Raw genomic sequence first — 18,475 nt, forward strand, 5'->3', positions numbered from 1 at the left:
TAAAAGGGGGGGAAGCAAAACAGCATTAGTGAGCGGCACTACCGGCAGGCTGTGTGTTAGCCACGCCCAGAGGTGATCAGTTTTCTGACTGGCGTAGGCAGGCCTAATTCCAGTGCCTCTGCTTTGCTGAACCAGCCCAGATGGTCTTCATGGGTGAGGGCAGTCTGGCTGATGACGTTGCCAGGCAGTGGGGTGATGGTGAGGCGAAAATGAGTAAAAACGTGCACAAAGTCTTCTGCGGCGCTGTCGAACTCAACATCAAGCCCATAGCGCTGGCTACAGGAGGCGCTTGCTTCTAGCGTGGAGGTGCTTTCTGGCAGGCTCCATAATCCGCCCCAGATGCCTGTGGGTGGGCGGCGTTCTAGCAAAAGCTTGCCATTCCTTGTAATCATCATCAGCACAGTTTGGCGCTCTGGCGAAACTTTTTTGGGCTTGGGTGTTGGCAGCTCGGCTTGGCGGCCTTGCTGGCGGGCGATACAATCATCAAACACGGGGCAGGTGATACAGGCTGGTTTTTTAGGCGTGCATATGGTTGCGCCCATATCCATTAGACTTTGCGTATAGCGCTCAATTTCTTGATCTGGCAGCAGTGTTGCCGCCAGTTGCCACAATTCTCTTTCAACTAACTTAGTGCCCGGATAACCACTGATCCCTGCCCAGCGGGCCAGCACACGTTTTACATTGCCATCCAAAATAGCCGCGTGCGCGCCAAAGCTGAAGGCGGCAATAGCGGCTGCGGTGGATGGGCCGACCCCAGGTAGCTCGGCCAGTAACTCGGGCGTACGCGGGAATTCTCCGCCAAAACGCGCCATGACCATTTGCGCGGCTTTGTGCAGATTGCGTGCGCGGCTGTAGTAGCCAAGGCCACTCCATCTGGCTAAAACATCATCAGAGCTGGCTGAGGCTAAGCTAGCCACGTCAGGAAAACGCTCTAAAAACTGCTGGTAATAGGGGATGACCGTGACGACCTGCGTTTGCTGCAGCATGATTTCTGACAGCCATACTTTGTAAGGATCACTGACTTGCCAAGGTAGATTGTGGCGGCCGTGTATGGCTTGCCAAGCGATTAAACGCTGGGAAAAATCGCTCATTTATGGGGTTTCTTAGTGGGATTGGCTAGCTTCTTTGTGGCGGGGGCTTTGGCGGCGATATCGGTCGCTTTTTTATTGGCGATGGCCTGTGCAGCAAGTTGTTTCTTTTGCTTGGCAGCCGCTTCTGCTGCGCTTTTCTGTTGTTCAGCTGCAGCTTTTTGTTTGACTAAAATTTGCTCTTTTAGGCTGGCGTAATCGATATGATATTCAGGGGCATTGATTGCTCCTGATAATTGGATCGGTAGTTTTAGGCCAGCTAAACCCTTAAGCTCGGGTACTTTGGGATTGGCGCTAGCGTGCATATTGTAATCAATCGCATTGCTGTTCAGGTCTAAAGTGCCGCCGCCGTTTAGTTTTAAAATGCCAGCTGTAAGGTCTAGATCGCTATTGCTGGCAACACCGTGTTTTAAGGTAAGGGTGGACCGTAGCTCACTAAAGCTTGTTTTAGCGTTTGAATTAGCGGGTGGGGTGGGCTCGCCATTCATTAGGCTGATTTGGCGGCTGGTGGTGCGTAGCAAGGCTTCAAGATCAACTCCGCGAATAGCCCCTTGGTTGAGCAGTAAACGCACATTGCCACCTGCGGTGCGGCGTAAATCGCTAAGCTGATTGCCAACGGCTGAAACATCCAGATCAACGTGACCACGGCCTTCAAAACGGCTGGTATCAAATACATCGGCTAGGAGTGCGTTGATATTCATGTTGGCAAGCTTTTGCTGAACACGGAAAGAAGCGTTTTTTCGATTGGCATCTACTTCTAAGCTGCCTGATAGCTGGCCTTCATAAAGCATAGCTGCGAGCGGGTTTAGATTTAATTTACGGTTTTTGGCCGCAAATTGTAAAGATATATCATTGATATGCAGTTTTTGTAACACTAGTTCGCTAATCTTTAGATTACCGCTGGCATCTAAATTATTGAGCCACCAAAAATCAAAAGGTTTATCTGGATTAACTGTTTTTGCCCCTGCGGCCACTACGGGCAAATAGGGTGATAAATCTAGTTTGTGTAAATCCACATCAACGGCGTAGTGGGGATGAACAAAGTCGCTCACATCTATCGTGGCTTTAATTGGCGATTTATCCAGCTGGCCTTGGCTGGAAAGGCTAAGCGTTTCTGCCTGCAAATTAAGCGTGCCTTCGCCTTTTAGATCTAAGCCAATTGCGCCGCGTGGCAAATTACGGTTGGTGTAGCTACCGCTTAAGCTATAGGCGGGTAATCTAGCAATGCTGCCTTTTAGTAGCTCTAGCGGGCTGGCAAAAGAGAGGGCTAGGTTTTGTTCTGGGCTATTGATTCTTACTTCAAAGCGGGCTAAATCGGTGCGCAGCAGGCCTTGCTGCATGCCAGATAAAGTAGGGATGGTGGCTTTAGCACTAAGCTGGCCGCTTGGGCTTTGCATACCCACATTCAGCTTAAGGCGGTTTAGGCTGATGGCTTCTTTAGAGAACAAAATCTCTGGCACATCTAGCTCGCCTTTCCAGTGCTGGCCTGCGCGCTGGCCAGAGGCGGTTAGTTTTAGCTCGCCACCTTTAAAGCGCAGTGGCTGCCAGCCGTAGACTAAATTACCCACGGTACTGACTTTTACATCTTGTAGGCGTAATTCAGGTGAGCTGCCGCCTTTTTGCTCTAGCTCTAGTAGCAAATCAGCCACCAGCAAGCGATGATCTGCTTCGTGATAGCGCATAGCGGCCGTGGCACTCAAAGCGCCTTGCCATTGTACCGGTCTATCCTCATCGCCAATCAGTAGGATGCCATCCACATCCAAACGCCCTGCTTTAGGGTCTGATAGGTTTTTCATGGTGAGGTTAAGGCGGGAAAGGCGAATGCTTTCACCCAAAAATTCATCTGAAAGCTTAAATGCCGCCTCATTAAAGTGCACTGTATCAAGCGAGAAACTCAGCTCCTGAGTTTGCGATTTAGGTGTAAGTAGGTCTTCAAAATTATACGTGCCGTCTTCGCGGCGAATTACATTGAGCTCTGGCTTTTCAAAATCTAGTGCTTTAATTGTCCCTTTGCCGAATAGTAATGGCCACAGGCTAAGCTCTACACGTACACGATCAGCGTGGGAGAAGATATCTTTTTGGCTAGGCTCGGTAAGGGTGACATCATCTAGCAGCAGTGCTGGCTGTGGTAGCAAGACAAAACGCGCATCACCCCGTATGGTGAGTTGGCGCTGTGTGTCTTTTTCCAGCATGCTGGAAAGCTCACTTTTGATTAGATCAAAAGAAATAAAATAGGGCAGCGTGCCAAGCAGGGTCACAATCATGACGAGCAAAAGCAGGCAAATTCTGAAAGGGCGAGAGTGTCGCCAATCTATGTGAGGACGGTGCATAGCGGGATTATCCCGAAGACTTGGATTAATTTCAAAGTTAAGATTGATCTTATTGCGTTAAAAAGCACGGCATAAGCCAGATTAAGGTGGTATTTTTTCCCTATTTCTTGGTGCGTATTGGCTTTGGAACGGCATTTGTGATGTTAAATCAGTAGCTTTGCTTTGCGGCGATCTGGCCTATGTATTTAGGCTTTGTATTAATAATAATTTTCACACCTATGAGGAATATATGGCACAAACTACAGAAATTAAGGTTCGCGGTTACCATTTAGATTTATATGGTCATGTGAATAACGCACGTTATTTAGAATTTTTGGAAGAAGCACGTTGGGCATTGGTTGACGAAAGTGGTGGTTTTGAATGGTTTACCAGCGAGCGTTTAGCCTTGGTTATTAGTCGCGTTGATATCCGTTATAAACGCCCTGCCACAATGGGCGATGTGCTAAAAATTGAAACTCGATTAACGCATATAGGTGAAAAAGAAGGCATTATTAATCAGCGTATCTTGCGTTTAGATAACGATAAATTAGTGGCTGAAGCGGATGTGACATTTGCGGTGATTAGCGCTAAATCGCCTGGCGCTTTGCCACTAGAGGGCGAGCTGGCGGAGCGTTTGCAAGGGATGATGCATGTTTAAACAATGCATCAAACTTCTTGCCTGCTTGGGGCTGTTGCTTGGGTTGGCTGCTTGCGGCAGCTTGCCTACAGATTTAGAAAAGCCAACGGTGAGTTTGGCTGGAATCAGCGTGGCTGAGGTGAGCCTGCTAGAGCAGCAATTTATTTTAAACTTACGGGTAAATAATCCTAATAATATTGATATTCCATTAAATGGGCTAAATATCAATTTAGAGGTCAATGACAAACCCTTTGCAAATGGGGTTTCTAATGAGGCAACCACGCTGCCGCGCTTGGGATCGGCGGTGGTCAAACTGCGTGTCAGTACATCTCTAGCCACTTTTATCCAACAATTTAATGTTCTGCAAGCAAGTGGCAAGCCAATCGCCTATCGTATTAAAGGTAAACTGTTCCTACCTTTACGTCCGGATGGCATAAGCTTTGAACGTCAAGGGGAAGTGGTTTTACCCTGACTAACTTGATTACCCCAAAAACGAGTGAGAGGCTAGACCTGATCTGCAAGCGAGGCCACAGACAAAATAGGCCGTTAGGCCTTATTTGCAGTGCCGACAAGGGCTAGTTTCTAACTAGGTTTGGAATTAAATTGGAAAGAGAGCAATGAGTGATCATGCTACACCTGCCGCCACACACGACGAGCACACAGTGAATGGTGAGCCTAGCCCCTCCTTTATGCAAAAAAACCGTTTAGCACTCATGATTGGCGGCGGTTTTTTTGGATTTTTGTTGGTGCTGATTATTGGCATTGCGATTGGGATGACCAAGCGTAATTTTGAAAGAGCGCAATACGTTGAGCAAATTGCTCGCCTGAAGGTTTCTTTTGAAGAAACCATCGAGACGCGTAAAGAGCTTGAGGAAAGAATCTCCGAGTTAAAAAAAGAAGTAAAAGAAAAGAAAATTGAAGTAGAAGAGCTAGAAGTCAAAGTAGAAGACTTAGAACGGCGTGGCGGCGGCGCAAAAGCCACTGGCGCAGCAGAACACGACGCAGCTGCTGCGCCAGCGGCAACGCATGGTGAAGCCGCAGGCGCGGATATCAAACCCGCAGGTGGTGGTTATGTGAAGTTTGGTGGCGGAGACTGCGTCTTACCCGCAGGCGGAGGCAAGGGCAGTGCAGCGTGGAAGGAATGCGTTAACCAAAATCGCAGTGCTCAGGGCAAACCTGCCGAAGCACCTGCTGAGCCTGCAGCCAAGCCGAGCGGGCACTAAGCCAAATACAGCGCTTGAATGCTTTCTAAATTGGGCGGGCTTGCGCCGTGTTGCATGCAGGCCGCTGCGCCGCTGGCGATAGCAAAGCGTAAATGTTCGCCCGCTTCGCGCCCTGGCCAAGTCATCATGCTATAAATTAGTCCGCCGATTGAGGCGTCCCCAGCCCCTACCGTATCGGCTACATTTATCTCAATTGCTGCGCTGATTACGATGGTGTTGGGTGTGATTAAAGATGCGCCGCCTGCGCCACGGGTATAGAGAATACTGGCCTGAGGGTTCCAACTGATGAGCGTTTTTAATGCTTGATCGATGTCTGCGCTGCGAAATAAGCCTGCCAAGTCTTCATCAGATACCTTGATCACATCGGCTAGCTGGCTCATGGCTTTGAATGTTGCGTCGTACTCTTGATCCATCAAAATTCTAAAGTTGGGGTCGTAGCTGATTTTAACTCCGAGCTGCTTAAGTTCCATCGCTAGGGCGAGTAAGCGTTTGCCTAAGGGCTGGCGCGCTAAGCTGATGCCACCGAAGTGCACCCAGCTGACTGCGCTTTGCCAGCCGACAGGGAGGGCTTCTGGGGCAAAATACAAATCTGCTGAGTCTTCACCAATAAAGAAATATTGCGGTGGATGGCTAGCTGGCACAATCGCCAGCAAGGGTGACTTATCTAGCTGCTGTAAAAAGCGCACATCTAAACCCGCTTGGCTCGATGCTTGGTATAAATCTTGGCCAAAACAATCCTTACTGATTGCCCCAGCAAAAGCACTTGCTACGCCTAAGCTAGCGAGCACGCGGCTGACATTCCAAGTAGAGCCGCCCACTTTACTTTGCCAATGGTTGCCTTCGGTTTTAATCATATCGGTGAGGGCTTCCCCAGCAGCAATAAAGCGGGGCAGAGGACGAATGCTAGGCTGATTCATGATGTTCTTTTTGAGTTTTAAATAGATTAAGTCGTGGTTTTACAGGGCGTCGTCTAGTTTTAAAAACAGATCTCGATCAGGGGCAAAGTTGGCGTAGAGCGGCAGCAGCGCGCCGCCTAGCGCTCTGGCATCCGAACCTATAGTGCCAGCGAATACCTGCGGTGCAACAATGCCTTCCCAGTTGAAATCTTGCATGGCGGCTTCTACAGCCACAATCAGCGCTTCTTTTACGGCGCTGCAAAAGCAGCCATCTAAAATCACGCCTTCTAAATCGAGTAGGCAAGTGCTATTGAGCATGGCAAAGGCGATAGGAGGGGCTGTTTCTGCAATCCATGCTTGGGTGTGGGGCCAGTATTCTGGGCTAGCAGCACGCTCATCGCTGGTGGCGCGGCCATCTAAGCCTGCGGTAATAAACCGGCTTTCTAGTTTAAATAACGATGCCACATTTAATAGCTGCGGGCTGTGTTTGCCGCCGCCGTTTAGCCCCAGCGGCAAAGAACCTAAGGCCCCTGCATTACCATGCTTGCCCAAATGTAAGTGGCTATCAAGCACTAAGCCGCCGCCAATAAAGGTATCTACAAATACGTAAACAAAGTTACGCATATCACGCCCGCGCCCTGCTACTAATTCGGCCACGCAGGCGGCGGTGGTGTCCTTTAGCGTTTGCACCGGCAAGCCCGTTAGCGTGGCAATTTCTTCTTTAAGTTGAAAGCGCTCCCAGCGTGCTACCACATCGGCATCAAGGCCGAGTAGCTGTTGCCAGCCACCCATATGTAGTGGTGCAGCAATGCCGATGCCTTGTACGCGCTCCCATAGTTTGGGGCTGAGCTTGTGTTTGATTTTGGCTAGGCACTGGCTGATATGCCCCAAAATCTGATTTGGATCGGCAAAGTCATAGCTTAAATTCCAGCGTTCGCGCACCGCGCCGCTAAAATCTACCAGCAAAATATCTAAGCTGCGTCGCCCCACTTTTACCCCAATTGCAAACGCCCCATCGGGGTTGAGCACAAGAGGAACCGAGGGCTGGCCTACCTTGCCGCGCTGCGGGGTTTTTTTGATGAGCAGCTCGTCATCGAGCAAACGCTTGGTGATCAGTGAAATAGCTTGCGCCGTTAAGTGGGTTAATCTAGCGATTTCTGCTCCAGAGATCTGGCCATTAAGGCGAATGGCTTGCAGCACAACGCGCTCGTTATACTGACGCATTCCCCCTTGTGAAGAGCCTCTGGGCTTGAGCTTGCTCGCAGCGGTGCTGCTGTTATCCGGCGAGAGGCTCACAAATCACTCCTTTTTTTAAGATGAAATTGCCGTAAGGCTGTAATTCACCGGTTAAAACAATGGCATAAGCTTGCTTGACTCGCTCATAGAAAGCAAATCGCTCTAATGCCTCGTATTGCCCTGCTAAGGCATGGCCTGCATCGTTTAGCTCGCGGATGATTTGTTTTTGTAATGCGCTGCACCAGCCTGTGGTTTGGTGGCTAACTTGCATATAGGCAATGGGTTGGCTTACGTCTTGATCTAGGGGCAGTAGGCTGATAATCGCTGTTATTACACGGGCAACCCCCTCGCCAGAAAGATAAATCAATGGCTTGCCTACGGCCAGTGAGGCGGCGGTAAAGTTTGCATCGGCGATCACAATCTCATCGCCATGCCCCATTTCGGCTAATACCTTAAGTAATTCAGGCGTGAGGAGCGGATCTATTCCTTTTAGCATGTTATTTCTCCTGTCCAGCTAGTGGGCCAACCATTCAGCGGGAATATCTTCTGGCTTCATGGCACCAGTCATTACCGCTACGGCATCACTCATGGTGATGGCCTTAGGGTTGAGTACGGCAGCTCTGCGCCCTAAGCGGGCAACGTGGATGCGATCGGCTATTTCAAACACATGTGGCATATTGTGGCTGATTAGCACCACGGGTAAGCCTCGGTCGCGCACATTGCGGATTAGTTCTAGTACCATATTGCCTTCTTTTACCCCCAGTGCTGCGGTGGGCTCATCCATGATGACCACGTGGCGGGCAAAGGCGGCCGCGCGTGCCACAGCCACCCCTTGACGCTGGCCGCCTGATAGCGTCTCTACCGCTTGAGTCATAGAGCGGATACCGATTTTTAGCTCCTGCATATAGGCGATGCTGTCATTTAACATGCGCTTTTTATCTAAAAACCCCAGGCTGCCCAATAAGCCAGTACGGCGGATTTCTCTGCCCATAAATAAGTTTTCTGCAATAGTCATGGCGGGGGCAACGGCTAGGTCTTGGTAAACGGTTTCGATGCCTGCACGGCGGGCTTCGATTGGGCTTTTAAAGCAAACACTTTGCCCATCCAAAAAAATATCACCACTATCGGGCGTAATCGCGCCTGATAAAGCCTTAATCAGGGAGGATTTGCCCGCACCATTATCCCCAATAACCGCAAGAATTTCCCCTGCGCGTAGTTCGAAATCAGCGCCATCTAAGGCGGTAACTTGGCCGTAGCGTTTCACTAAGCCTTTGGCTTGAATCACCAAAGGCAGGGCATTGTGTTCTGGATGCGGGCTCATTAGCGGCCACCTTTTCTGGAGAGTTGATCGGTAGCAACGGCAAGAATCACCAAAATGCCGGTAATGAGAATTTGATAAACCGATGAAACCCCCATCAAGGTAAGGCCATTACGAAACACACCCACAATCATTGCGCCAATTAAGGAGCCAAGTACCACGCCACGGCCACCAAATAAGCTGGTACCACCCAGTACCACGGCGGTAATTGCATCTAGGTTTTCAGTCTGCCCCGCATTGGGGTCGCCCACACCAGTACGCGCCACAGATAAAAGCGATGCCACGCCGTAGCAAAGCCCCGCCAGCACATACACCATTAAAATCACTCTATGAGTGGGGATGCCGGTTAGGCGGGTAGCTTCTGGATTATTGCCAACGGCGTAAATATGCCGGCCTGCCGCAGTTTCTCGCAGCCAGATCCAGCTTAGTGCATAGCAAACCAGCATCAGTACCGTGCCATAGGCCACTTGGGTTTGGCCCAGATTAAAAGTGTTACCTAAAAAAGTCATGCTGGCGGGGAGATCGGTAATGGTTTGCGATCCTGAATAGAGCTGGGTAATTGCAAACGCAATATTCATCGTGCCTAAGGTCACAATAAACGGTGGCAGCTTAATCCGAGTAACCAGTAAGCCATTAAGCAGGCCAAAGCCAGCGGTAACCGTCAAACCCAGTCCGATGGCTAAGCTTGGGTGCAGGCCAAAATCATGCGCTACTTTGGTCATGACCACGCCACCAAGCGCCATTACCATGCCGCAGGATAGATCGATCCCAGCGGTAAGAATAATTAAGGTCTGGCCGATTGCAATTAACCCAACCACCATAATCTGCTGCAGTATCAGCGAAAAATTCGCCCCCGTAAAAAACTGCTCGCTTTGGAAAGAGAAAAATGTGCAGGCGATTAAAAGTGCCAAAAATGGCCCTAAGGTGCCGATTGAAGGGATGTGTTCTTTCCAACTCGGCATACAACGCTCCTTGGTGCTTTTTAAATTGGATTGTTTAGAGCCGAGTGTCAAAAATTTTCTATAACGCTCAGGCTCTTATGATTAAGGCAGGATTATTTATTGCCCCAGCACAGGTCCATGCCGGTTTTACTATCTTTGCTTTCAATGCCAGCCACAGGCTTGGCCGCAATCAGCATCACGCCGGTATCGGTGTAGCCAGCAGGTTTTTTACCGGTCTTGGCGTATTCAATGCCCGCTGCTACACCCATTGCGGCCATTTTTAATGGGTATTGCTGCGAGGTGGCGGCGATTTTTCCATTCTTTAAATCTTTAATCCCTTGGCATCCGCCATCTACGGAAACAATCAGTACGTTTTTTTCTTTACCGGCTTTTTTGAGCGCATTAAATGCGCCCGCTGCTGCTGGCTCGTTGATGGTGTAAACCAAATTGATATCAGGATTTTTTTGCAGGCAGTTTTCCATAGCCGTTTGGCCCTTGGCTTGATCGCCAAAGCTATCTGCCATACAGACCACATTGCTTGGTTTGGCTAATTCATTGTTTTTTGCATCAAAAGATTGCAGGCCAAAACCCTGCAAAAAACCATTGTGGCGCTGCGCACCTACGGGGTGGCCAGGAAAGAGATCTAAGGTGGCAATTTTGGCTGGCTTGCCTGCAAAAGTGGCTTTGGCGTATTCGCCGATCAAAACACCCGCTTTAAAGTTATCAGTGGCAAATAGGGCATCCGTTGCATCGGTGGGGTCTGTTGGGCTATCTAAGGCGATAATTAAAATACCTTTTTGTCGGGCTTTTTTAATGGTGGGCACAATGGCTTTGGAGTCATTTGGAGCAATCAGAATCGTTTTTGCCCCTGCCGCAATCATGTTCTCAATGGCAGTAACTTGGCCTGCGTTATCGCCATCGGCTTTACCAGCAGCCGAAAGTAGTTTTGCACCTTTGGCTTTAGCTTCGGCAACCGCGCCCTCTTTCATTTTGACAAAAAATGGATTGGTTTCAGTTTTGGTGACCAAGCCAATCACAGGTTCGTTAGCAAACACGGGTAGGGCCAAAGTCAGTGAGGCAAGGGCTATCGAGATACGGGTCTGCAACATTTCTTTTCTCCAAGGGGTTTAGCCAAAAGGCATCAAGCCATTGATTTTTTATAAATCAATCCGTTTGATTTAATCAATGCTATGCGTAATAAGCTAATAAATCAATAGGGTTTATTTATAGGAAAACCCTTATAAAACAATTGTTTGAATGGGGTTTTTTGTTGGATTATTGATCTAGTGTTGAGGCTGGCTGGGGCTAGCAGGCTTAGCAGAGGCAATATGACTTGGGCGAGCTTCGATGGCTTACTAAAGATAAGCGGTAGCTGAAGATGCTGAGCCGTGCAGGCAGCTATCGTACTTAAAGAAAAATGCTGTTTAAGTTTTTTCTTATACTGAAATAAGAGTAATAAAGGTGTGCGCTCTATAATGCTTGAGCTGATGATGACTCTTGCTCCATTTCAGCGTAATTGCACCCGTGCGGGCAGGGTTTAGCCAAAAACATTGCTTTAAGGAGTAGAGGAATCATGGCATATAAGTCAGCTCGCTGATTAAATCAGCACTGTATTTCCGCTAAATAGCGGGCCGCATATTTTTTAAACTTAAATGCATGATGCGTACCAGATAGCAGCTTTTTAAGTTGCCTAACAATACTCGCGAATGCGCCGTACTGAAGATTGAGCACGGTCTTATCCCCCCTCGCCACCCACAAACCAACGGGATGGTGGAGCGTTTCAACGGGCGAATAAGCGAGGTCATTGTGCAAACGCGCTTTGCCTCATTGGCTGAGCAAAAAGTGACTATGGAGAATTATTTAAAGATCTACAACTACCACATTCTACAGAAAGCACTTGATCACGAAACCTCCATTCAGACAATGAAGAAAGGGCAGGAAAACAAACCTGAATTATTTAAAAAACGAGTTTATGATCTGACGAGGCTTGATGTTTAATAAATATTTAATTGACAAATATTACGCTTAATTGGGCTAGGCAGATAAAATGGGTTGCTCGTGACTGTTTATTAGGAATTGCTTATTTTCTTGGTGCATATACAGTATAAATTACACATGCAACACCCTGCCAAAATTACCAAGTGATTAGGCTACATGTTTCCAAGCAAATTGCTGCATGTAAAGTTCAGGATTTGCTTATTTTTGCTACTAGAGTAGTGATTGATTTTTGCGTATATTTTTTTATGAACTTTTTTCCCCATTTTTACACTCTTTAAAGTACCCATAGAGTAGCCAATTCATGTGAAAATATACGGATAAGATGATTCTGTATTGCTTGCAGAGAAATATAAACCTGAATAAGTAGGAAATACGCCGTGATAAAAATTGTGACATGGAATGTGAATAGTCTGAAAGTGCGTTTGCCCCAAGTATTGGAGTGGTTGGCGGATAATCCAGATGTTACAGCGCTTTGTTTGCAAGAAACTAAAATGGAAGACGTAGTGTTTCCGAAGGCGGACATTGAAGCCGCAGGGTTTCATGTGGTGTTTGCAGGGCAAAAAACTTATAACGGCGTAGCCATTATTGCGCGTGCAGCCTTAAGTGATGTGGTGATTAATATCCCTGGTTTTATTGATCATCAGGTGAGATTAATTGCAGCCACGATGCAGGGTGTGCGCTTGGTTTGTGCTTATATTCCAAATGGGCAAGCCTTAGATTCAGAAAAATATCCATATAAATTATCTTGGCTGGCGGCTTTAACTGCTTTTTTAAAAAAAGAAATGGTGGTGTATTCTAAATTGGCACTGCTGGGCGATTACAATATCGCGCCACATGATATGGATGTGCATGATCCTAAAAAATGGGAAGGGCAGGTATTGGTTTCAGGGCCGGAGCGTGCGGCATTTCAGGCTTTATTAGATTTAGGATTAACCGATTCTTATCGCCTATTTGATCAACCAGAAAAAACATTTTCTTGGTGGGATTATCGTGGTTTTGGTTTTAGGAAAAACGCCGGTATGCGTATTGATCATATTTTATTAACTAAAGAATTAGTCCCTTTATGCAGCGCATGTGTGATTGATAAAGAGCCAAGAAGAAATGAACGCCCATCAGATCATACGCCAGTGATTGCTAGTTTGTTGATTTAAGCGTTCTAAGGTTGTATGAACTAAGCGACTTGATCGTTGTGGAATTAGGGCATATTAAGGTTGTTTTTTATTATATCTGGCAGCTTGCTAGTATCAAATTTAAAGAGTGCCATATGGATAAAGCTAAATTATTATCAGGCAGTAGCCTGTTTTGTGATTTAAGTAATGCGGAATTAGCGGAACTTGCTAACCAAACTGAATGGCGAAGCTTGCGGGCAAAGCAATTGGTTGTGGTTCAGGGTTCTTTGGGCGATGAAATGTACGCCATTTTGCATGGCCGTTTAAAAGTAGTGAGAAGTAGCACTGAAGGAAAAGAAGCTACAATTTGCATCTTGGAAGCAGGGGAGATGTTTGGCGAGATTGCGATGCTAGATGGGGGGGCTCGTACTGCCAGCGTTGAAACGATAGAAGCTTGTGAGCTGCTAGTTTTACGGCGAGAAAACGTGATGCAGTATTTAGACCGCCACCCCAAGGTGATGCGGCAAATGTTGGCAGCTTTATGTCTACGTTTACGCTATGTCGATGATTCATTACAAGACACGTTGTTTTTAAATTTGCCACAGCGCCTAGGAAAAATGCTCAGACAACTCGCTAACCAGCATGGAATTAAAGATGCGGATGGCGTCACTATTGATTTAAAACTCACTCAACAAGAGTTAGCCAATATGGTGGGTGCTAGCCGTGAAAGCGTGAATAAACAGCTTAGCGTTTGGGGGAGCGCGGCTGGGTAAATATGGAGTTTGGCTTTATCCGCTTATTGCAGGCGGATAAATTGCCTGGATAGTTATTTTTCTGCCAGCTTGGTACTTTCACCCCCATAAGCGTAATAATTTTTCCATGCGCCATATACAAGATTAGGGTATTCGGCGCGGCCTAAGCTGCCGTTGTAACGGCCGAGTGCCCTAAAGTAATCACCGTTTTCTATATTTAAATAGTGGCGTAAAATAGTACAGCCATAGCGCAAATTGGTATTCATATCGAATAAGTTGTGCTCGCTGCTTCCAATTGATCTTTGCCAAAAGGGCATCACTTGCATCAGCCCTCGTGCGCCAACTACAGAAAAAGCATAGCGATTAAATCCGCTTTCTACATGTATTAGGCCCAAAACTAATTGTGGATCTAATCCTGCACGGCTGGCTTCGTAATGAATGGCCGTAAGAAGGGTACGGCGGATAAACTCATCGGGGATGCGTTTAGCTAAACGGGCCGACATTGCCGCAAGCCAAGCTTCACCATCATTTGGATTGGCAAAAACCAATCTGGCCGACTGCCCATCATTGATTGATCTTTGCATCGAGGTTTGCACTGCAGAAGAAAGCTGTTCTTCTTTTTGGGCGCCCGCATGGGCTAGACCACAACAAACCAAGCTAATTAATAGAAAGTAATGCTTAAACATGGGCTTTTTTTATCTTGAGATTAGCTTGGAATGTAGCTTCTATGTGGGGCTTGGTCAACCGGCCGCAATCAATCTAACGGCGAATGGTTGGCCGGCTGTGGCTAAAGTGAGGAGGCGATCAATATTTGGATGCTTATTTGGAAACGCAATTGCATCAGCGCTGTACTCTGCATAGAGCCGTACGCCCTTGGCTGCTGCCACGGTATTGATGGCACCAAACTCTTGGTACAAGGCGTGATAAACCCGCATGCTGCCAGCTTGGCCTGGTTTGTTTTCAATCCGAGCGACAATTTGCTCGCCATCAAGTAGCTCTAGCGCGGATAAATGATCAATCGTGGGTAGGCTGGCTAATACATCGTTAAAAAGCATTGGAAATCCTTGGTGTTGGCTGATCGATTACAACTCGTCAAAAGACGCGTCGTTAGGGCCCAGTTTCTGTGGGTGAACCCAGCTAATATCGCGTAGGCTATGCGCAACCTGCTGATCCACACCCAGCAGTTTAGCAAAAATCGCCATACGGATCGGCACGCCGTTATCGGTTTGGCGAAAGATGGCGAGGCGAGGATCTTGATTTAAATCGGTAGATAAATCATTGGCTCCGCTGCGGCTATCTCTGGGCAAGGGGTGCATCACAATCACATTGGGTTTGCAGAAGCTATTAACCGCTCGCAAGTTAATTTGAAAATTCTCACCATAACCTTCCATAACTTCGCCCTGCATGCGTTCTTTTTGAACGCGGGTAGCGTAAATCACGTCGGCATCTGCTAGCCCTGTGGCGAGGTTATCGGTGCACTGCACAATATTGCCGTTGCGGCTGGCGGCATCAATGATGCTGGCTGGCATTTCTAGGCCAGCTGGGGCAAGTAGGGTGATTTTTAGTCCACGATATAAACTCAGTAATTTAGCTAAGGAGTGGGCGGCACGACCATGTTTTAAATCGCCGACTAAGGCTATATGGCTGCCGTCGATTAATTTATTCAGGCGGGAGAATTCGCGCTCCATCGTGTACAGATCCAGCAGCGCTTGAGTTGGATGCTCGCCTGGCCCATCACCACCGTTAATGATGGGGATATTGCTGGCTTGGGCAAACTCTGCCACTGCGCCTTGCTCAGGGTGGCGCACTACAATCACATCGGCGTAGCCACTGACTACACGGCTAGTGTCGTAGATTGATTCACCCTTGGCCATGGATGAAAAGGTAAAGCCTGTGGTATCGCATACTGAGCCACCTAGCCGGCAAAATGCCGCGCCAAAGCTAATCCGAGTACGAGTGCTGGCTTCAAAAAATAGATTGGCCAGCACCGCACCTTCTAGCACACGGCAAGTCTTTTGCCTGCGGGCAACGGGCTGCATAATATCAGCGATACGAAACAGCTCTTCAACCGATTCGCGGCTAAATTGTTCAACCGATAATAAATGGGGAGCCCAATGGGCAGAGGTGGAATCAATATTCTTTGTTGCGAGGTTTTTGGGGGCTTGGCTTAGAATTTCAGCTAAAAAACGCTCAACAATGGTGGGCATGCTGCGGTGTTCGTTGGAGTGATCGGGGAGTAGCCAGCTGTCTAAAGCACGGCGGCTTACGCCTAATCGTTCTGTTATGGCATCACGGGTTAGGTTGAGGATGCGCATGGCATCACGGAGTGTGTTTTGTTGCGCGTTTTGCATATCATCACCTCATCTACACGGTGCGTGTATTTTACAGGTGTTTTTGTTTTATGTATACACTTTGCGGGTATTAAGCCCCCGTGGCGTCGACACCCCACACGTCTTCCATAGGTACTAGACCCGCAACGCGTTGGCTTTCGATTACAGAAATAATACTGAAATCAATATCGTCGCTATCTCGTTCAACAATATTTAAGAGTGGCTGCCACTGCTTATTGAATAAAGCCGCTACGATTGGCGTTTGTTCACTACGGCCTGGGCGTTTTACGATACCAATTTCACCATTCAATAACTGTACAACTGCACCTGGCGGGTAAAGCCCCATGGTTTGGGTAAACAGGCGGCCCAGTTTGACATCGATACTATTTTGCGAGCCGGTTAAGGAGGTTAGCAGGGCTAAGTCAGATAATTCCCCACGCCGCCAAGCATTGCGGGTCAGCATGGCGCAGTAGCGATCGGCAATTCCAATTAAGCGAGCCTCAAAATGAATATCATCACCTGCTAGGCGCTGTGGGTAGCCGCTACCATCTGGGATCTCGTGATGCTGCAGCACATAATCAAGCCAGAGTGGATCAGTTACGCCTAATTTGCGTAATAGATCACGCCCTTCAATGGGGTGAGCTTGCATCAGATGGCGTTGTTCATCGGATAGGGGGCCAGATTGGCTGGAGAGCTTTTCTTGAATGGCATACATGCCAATATTCATGGTGAGGGCGGCGGCAACTACGGGTTTGCGCTCAACCGCGGATCGGCCTAAATCACGTAAGGCCAGCTCTACTACACATGCAACATTAATGGCATGCCGAATTGCATATGTGCCATCTTGGCGCAGCATAATCATGCCAATAACGACATTGCGATTGATATCACAGGCATGACTAAGGTGGCCAATAATGGTACTTATATGGCCTGGAAATACCCCAGTGTAAGCTTCTGATTTACTTGAAATTCGATCAAGCGCAGCACGTGACTCAAAAATGAATCGGGGGGCTGAAGCCGGTCGAGATGTCTTAGATCCACTGGCTTTAGGGGATGAGGCCATGCAAAACTCCATGTTGTCACCATCATTTTAGCTGAATAAATGGCAAGGCAACGTGGTGCAATGATAATTCATGCGTTTTTAGTTAAAAAAATCTAACCATTCTTGATTAGAAAACACGCATCGAGTACCTGAGTTGAATTCAAAGGCTTTAAATGGAGCTAAAGGAAAGCTTACAGACTCCTAGTTTGTATTGTTGGCATTTTGCCAAGTAAAGCACCTCTCTATATTGCTATCTAATGAAATTTGAATAGGCGACATCCCTACTTATTTTTGTCTAAATAGGACCACATTTTTTGTCTTGGATTACACGTAGTTCATTCGCTATAAATTAAAAAGTATGCATTAGGTTTGATCTCTTATTGGTTTTATTGCAACAACTGAGTCAGTTTTAAACATTTTATGGCGTAAACGAAAATAATGATGAGCAAAGTTTGGGTAATCCCCCTATTTTTAAGCCACTTAAAAGTAGAGGTCAGGCATGTAATGCCAGTTTTTTTTGAGTGATGCCGCCCAATCCCATATGTGGGCGTTCGTTATTTGTAAGTCCAAAGCCATTGCGTTGTGGTTTCTTGTACTTCAGCAATATTTTCAAAATCATTGCAGGCCATCCATTCATAACGCACGCTACGATTATAGCGCTTAATATATGAGTTTTGCTGCGGATTGCCAGGCTGAATATAGGCCAATTCAATCGATTGTTGCTCTGCCCAATTCTTTAGCAGATAGCTAACATATTCAGGGCCATTATCGGATCGTATTCGATTAGGCTTGCCGCGCCATTCAATGATTTGATTCAGGCTGCGTATTACGCGCTCTGCAGGTAAAGAGAAATCAACTTCAATGCCTAATTCCTTCCTATTAAAATCATTAATCACGTTAAATAAGCGAATGCTACAGCCATATGCAATTTGATCGTGCATAAAATCCATCGACTAGGTTTCATTTTTTGCCTCTGGCACTGCTAATGGCGCTGGCGCTTCGAGTTCTAAGCGCTTGTTAGGCTTTATTCGTAGATTTAATTCTAAATCACAATAAATCCGGTAGACGCGTTTATGGTCCCAGTGCTTTTTGTTGCGCAGATGCAAAAAGAAGAGGCCAAAGCCCTAGCTTTGACTTGTTTCAGTGAGATAAATCAGCATTTCCGTAGTTTTTACGTTTTCTGCATCCAGCTTACGAATTGGAGCGATAGCAAGTCGTGCTCATTGAAACGCTAGCACAAACCGCACGAATAGAAATTGCCTTGGTGTCAACGGTCCAGTGAGCCATCTTGCGACGCAAAGATGTTTCAGAGGATTTCTGAGATGATATCCGCTTGCATCTGGGCTTTGATATACCTCTTTTTTAAGGCGCTTGTTTTCGTCCTCCAGCTCTTTCATCCGCGTCATCATCGAGACGTCCATGCCGCCAAACTTAGCGCGCTACTTGTAGAAAAAGGCTGAACTCATACCGTGCTCGAGGCATAGATCGGGAACGGTCGAACCGGCTTCGGCTTGCTTTAAAATCACCATAATCTGGCGTTATTAATTGCCTATGAATTTCATCTAAAACTCCTAAAAAATTGCGAGAAAATGCTGC

The 18,475-nt window shown here is 47.3% G+C and carries 17 protein-coding genes and 2 pseudogenes; 6 read left to right on the forward strand and 13 right to left on the reverse strand.

Translation table 11 applies throughout. The annotated features are described in order from the left end of the window. Window positions 1-56: 56 nt before the first annotated feature. On the reverse strand, window positions 57-1,091 hold the full coding sequence (mutY, locus tag C1H71_RS14420; RefSeq protein ID WP_130107168.1) for an A/G-specific adenine glycosylase: 1,035 nt from the start codon (window positions 1,089-1,091) through the stop codon (window positions 57-59). Then, window positions 1,088-3,418: an AsmA family protein gene (locus tag C1H71_RS14425; protein WP_130107169.1), complete on the reverse strand. Its 2,331-nt coding sequence runs from the start codon at window positions 3,416-3,418 to the stop codon at window positions 1,088-1,090. The genes mutY and C1H71_RS14425 overlap by 4 nt, the downstream gene beginning before the upstream one ends. Window positions 3,419-3,647: 229 nt before the next feature. On the opposite strand from C1H71_RS14425, the gene C1H71_RS14430 reads away from it, so the two are divergent. The 3 genes from C1H71_RS14430 (at window position 3,648) to C1H71_RS14440 (ending at window position 5,257) form a co-directional block, all read left to right on the forward strand. Beyond that, on the forward strand, window positions 3,648-4,055 hold the full coding sequence (locus tag C1H71_RS14430) for an acyl-CoA thioesterase (RefSeq protein ID WP_130107170.1): 408 nt from the start codon (window positions 3,648-3,650) through the stop codon (window positions 4,053-4,055). After that, window positions 4,048-4,506 carry an LEA type 2 family protein gene (locus C1H71_RS14435; protein WP_130107171.1) on the forward strand — a complete coding sequence of 153 codons (459 nt, stop codon included), beginning with the start codon at window positions 4,048-4,050 and terminating at the stop codon, window positions 4,504-4,506. Before C1H71_RS14430 ends, C1H71_RS14435 begins: the two co-directional genes overlap by 8 nt. A 145-nt stretch (window positions 4,507-4,651) precedes the next feature. Then, entirely contained in the window at window positions 4,652-5,257 is a 606-nt protein-coding gene (locus C1H71_RS14440; protein WP_130107172.1) for a hypothetical protein, read from the forward strand. Here the strand turns inward: C1H71_RS14440 and C1H71_RS14445 are convergent. The 6 genes from C1H71_RS14445 to C1H71_RS14470 all read right to left on the reverse strand — a co-directional run bounded on the left by C1H71_RS14445 (window position 5,254) and on the right by C1H71_RS14470 (window position 10,757). Further along, the gene (locus C1H71_RS14445; protein ID WP_130107173.1) at window positions 5,254-6,174 is read right to left on the reverse strand and encodes a carbohydrate kinase family protein; all 921 of its coding nucleotides are present in this window, start codon (window positions 6,172-6,174) and stop codon (window positions 5,254-5,256) included. The two genes, C1H71_RS14440 and C1H71_RS14445, sit on opposite strands and share 4 nt — an antisense overlap. A 39-nt stretch (window positions 6,175-6,213) precedes the next feature. Continuing rightward, on the reverse strand, window positions 6,214-7,449 hold the full coding sequence (locus tag C1H71_RS14450; RefSeq protein ID WP_223145880.1) for an ROK family transcriptional regulator: 1,236 nt from the start codon (window positions 7,447-7,449) through the stop codon (window positions 6,214-6,216). Beyond that, entirely contained in the window at window positions 7,430-7,885 is a 456-nt protein-coding gene (locus tag C1H71_RS14455; protein WP_130107174.1) for an RbsD/FucU family protein, read from the reverse strand. The genes C1H71_RS14450 and C1H71_RS14455 overlap by 20 nt, the downstream gene beginning before the upstream one ends. A gap of 18 nt (window positions 7,886-7,903) precedes the next feature. Further along, a complete protein-coding gene (locus C1H71_RS14460) occupies window positions 7,904-8,710 on the reverse strand; it encodes an ATP-binding cassette domain-containing protein (protein ID WP_130107175.1) in 807 nt (268 codons plus the stop codon). Further along, window positions 8,710-9,669, reverse strand: a complete 960-nt coding sequence (locus tag C1H71_RS14465; RefSeq protein WP_130107176.1) for an ABC transporter permease — start codon at window positions 9,667-9,669, stop codon at window positions 8,710-8,712. Before C1H71_RS14465 ends, C1H71_RS14460 begins: the two co-directional genes overlap by 1 nt. 92 nt (window positions 9,670-9,761) lie before the next feature. After that, window positions 9,762-10,757, reverse strand: coding sequence for a sugar ABC transporter substrate-binding protein (locus C1H71_RS14470; protein WP_130107177.1), 996 nt, complete (start codon window positions 10,755-10,757; stop codon window positions 9,762-9,764). A 592-nt stretch (window positions 10,758-11,349) separates the two neighbouring features. Between C1H71_RS14470 and C1H71_RS14475 the strand changes: the two are divergent. The 3 genes and pseudogenes from C1H71_RS14475 to C1H71_RS14485 form a co-directional block, all read left to right on the forward strand. Then, a pseudogene (locus C1H71_RS14475) lies at window positions 11,350-11,646 on the forward strand (integrase core domain-containing protein); the annotation flags it as partial. Window positions 11,647-12,026: 380 nt separating this feature from the next. Further along, window positions 12,027-12,797, forward strand: coding sequence for an exodeoxyribonuclease III (xth, locus tag C1H71_RS14480; RefSeq protein WP_130108243.1), 771 nt, complete (start codon window positions 12,027-12,029; stop codon window positions 12,795-12,797). Between the two features lie 113 nt (window positions 12,798-12,910). Further along, window positions 12,911-13,528: a Crp/Fnr family transcriptional regulator gene (locus C1H71_RS14485; protein WP_130107179.1), complete on the forward strand. Its 618-nt coding sequence runs from the start codon at window positions 12,911-12,913 to the stop codon at window positions 13,526-13,528. A gap of 53 nt (window positions 13,529-13,581) precedes the next feature. Here the strand turns inward: C1H71_RS14485 and C1H71_RS14490 are convergent, their stop codons facing one another. The 5 genes and pseudogenes from C1H71_RS14490 to C1H71_RS14510 form a co-directional block, all read right to left on the reverse strand. Next, window positions 13,582-14,193, reverse strand: coding sequence for a lytic transglycosylase domain-containing protein (locus C1H71_RS14490; RefSeq protein ID WP_130107180.1), 612 nt, complete (start codon window positions 14,191-14,193; stop codon window positions 13,582-13,584). 54 nt (window positions 14,194-14,247) lie between these two features. Then, window positions 14,248-14,562 (reverse strand): DUF2322 family protein, encoded by a 315-nt coding sequence (locus C1H71_RS14495; RefSeq protein ID WP_130107181.1) that lies wholly within the window; start codon window positions 14,560-14,562, stop codon window positions 14,248-14,250. A gap of 27 nt (window positions 14,563-14,589) precedes the next feature. Further along, a complete protein-coding gene (locus C1H71_RS14500; RefSeq protein WP_130107182.1) occupies window positions 14,590-15,858 on the reverse strand; it encodes an aspartate carbamoyltransferase in 1,269 nt (422 codons plus the stop codon). A gap of 70 nt (window positions 15,859-15,928) precedes the next feature. Next, a complete protein-coding gene (locus C1H71_RS14505) occupies window positions 15,929-16,900 on the reverse strand; it encodes an HD-GYP domain-containing protein (RefSeq protein WP_188053320.1) in 972 nt (323 codons plus the stop codon). A gap of 472 nt (window positions 16,901-17,372) precedes the next feature. Further along, window positions 17,373-18,408, reverse strand: a pseudogene (locus C1H71_RS14510) (IS3 family transposase). Window positions 18,409-18,475 lie beyond the last annotated feature (67 nt).

The sequence above is a fragment of the Iodobacter fluviatilis genome (assembly GCF_004194535.1).
Taxonomy (GTDB): Bacteria; Pseudomonadota; Gammaproteobacteria; order Burkholderiales; family Chitinibacteraceae; genus Iodobacter; species Iodobacter fluviatilis_A.

Bases quoted from the DNA above. Each gene is read 5' to 3' on its own strand.
- C1H71_RS14500 (WP_130107182.1), bottom strand. From the start codon at position 15,858: ATGCAAAACGCGCAACAAAACACACTCCGTGATGCCATGCGCATCCTC.
- C1H71_RS14495 (WP_130107181.1), bottom strand. From the start codon at position 14,562: ATGCTTTTTAACGATGTATTAGCCAGCCTACCCACGATTGATCATTTA.
- C1H71_RS14440 (WP_130107172.1), top strand. From the start codon at position 4,652: ATGAGTGATCATGCTACACCTGCCGCCACACACGACGAGCACACAGTG.
- C1H71_RS14445 (WP_130107173.1), bottom strand. From the start codon at position 6,174: ATGAATCAGCCTAGCATTCGTCCTCTGCCCCGCTTTATTGCTGCTGGG.
- C1H71_RS14465 (WP_130107176.1), bottom strand. From the start codon at position 9,669: ATGCCGAGTTGGAAAGAACACATCCCTTCAATCGGCACCTTAGGGCCA.
- C1H71_RS14490 (WP_130107180.1), bottom strand. From the start codon at position 14,193: ATGTTTAAGCATTACTTTCTATTAATTAGCTTGGTTTGTTGTGGTCTA.
- C1H71_RS14470 (WP_130107177.1), bottom strand. From the start codon at position 10,757: ATGTTGCAGACCCGTATCTCGATAGCCCTTGCCTCACTGACTTTGGCC.
- C1H71_RS14425 (WP_130107169.1), bottom strand. From the start codon at position 3,418: ATGCACCGTCCTCACATAGATTGGCGACACTCTCGCCCTTTCAGAATT.
- C1H71_RS14435 (WP_130107171.1), top strand. From the start codon at position 4,048: ATGTTTAAACAATGCATCAAACTTCTTGCCTGCTTGGGGCTGTTGCTT.
- C1H71_RS14505 (WP_188053320.1), bottom strand. From the start codon at position 16,900: ATGGCCTCATCCCCTAAAGCCAGTGGATCTAAGACATCTCGACCGGCT.
- C1H71_RS14460 (WP_130107175.1), bottom strand. From the start codon at position 8,710: ATGAGCCCGCATCCAGAACACAATGCCCTGCCTTTGGTGATTCAAGCC.
- mutY (WP_130107168.1), bottom strand. From the start codon at position 1,091: ATGAGCGATTTTTCCCAGCGTTTAATCGCTTGGCAAGCCATACACGGC.
- C1H71_RS14485 (WP_130107179.1), top strand. From the start codon at position 12,911: ATGGATAAAGCTAAATTATTATCAGGCAGTAGCCTGTTTTGTGATTTA.
- C1H71_RS14430 (WP_130107170.1), top strand. From the start codon at position 3,648: ATGGCACAAACTACAGAAATTAAGGTTCGCGGTTACCATTTAGATTTA.
- C1H71_RS14455 (WP_130107174.1), bottom strand. From the start codon at position 7,885: ATGCTAAAAGGAATAGATCCGCTCCTCACGCCTGAATTACTTAAGGTA.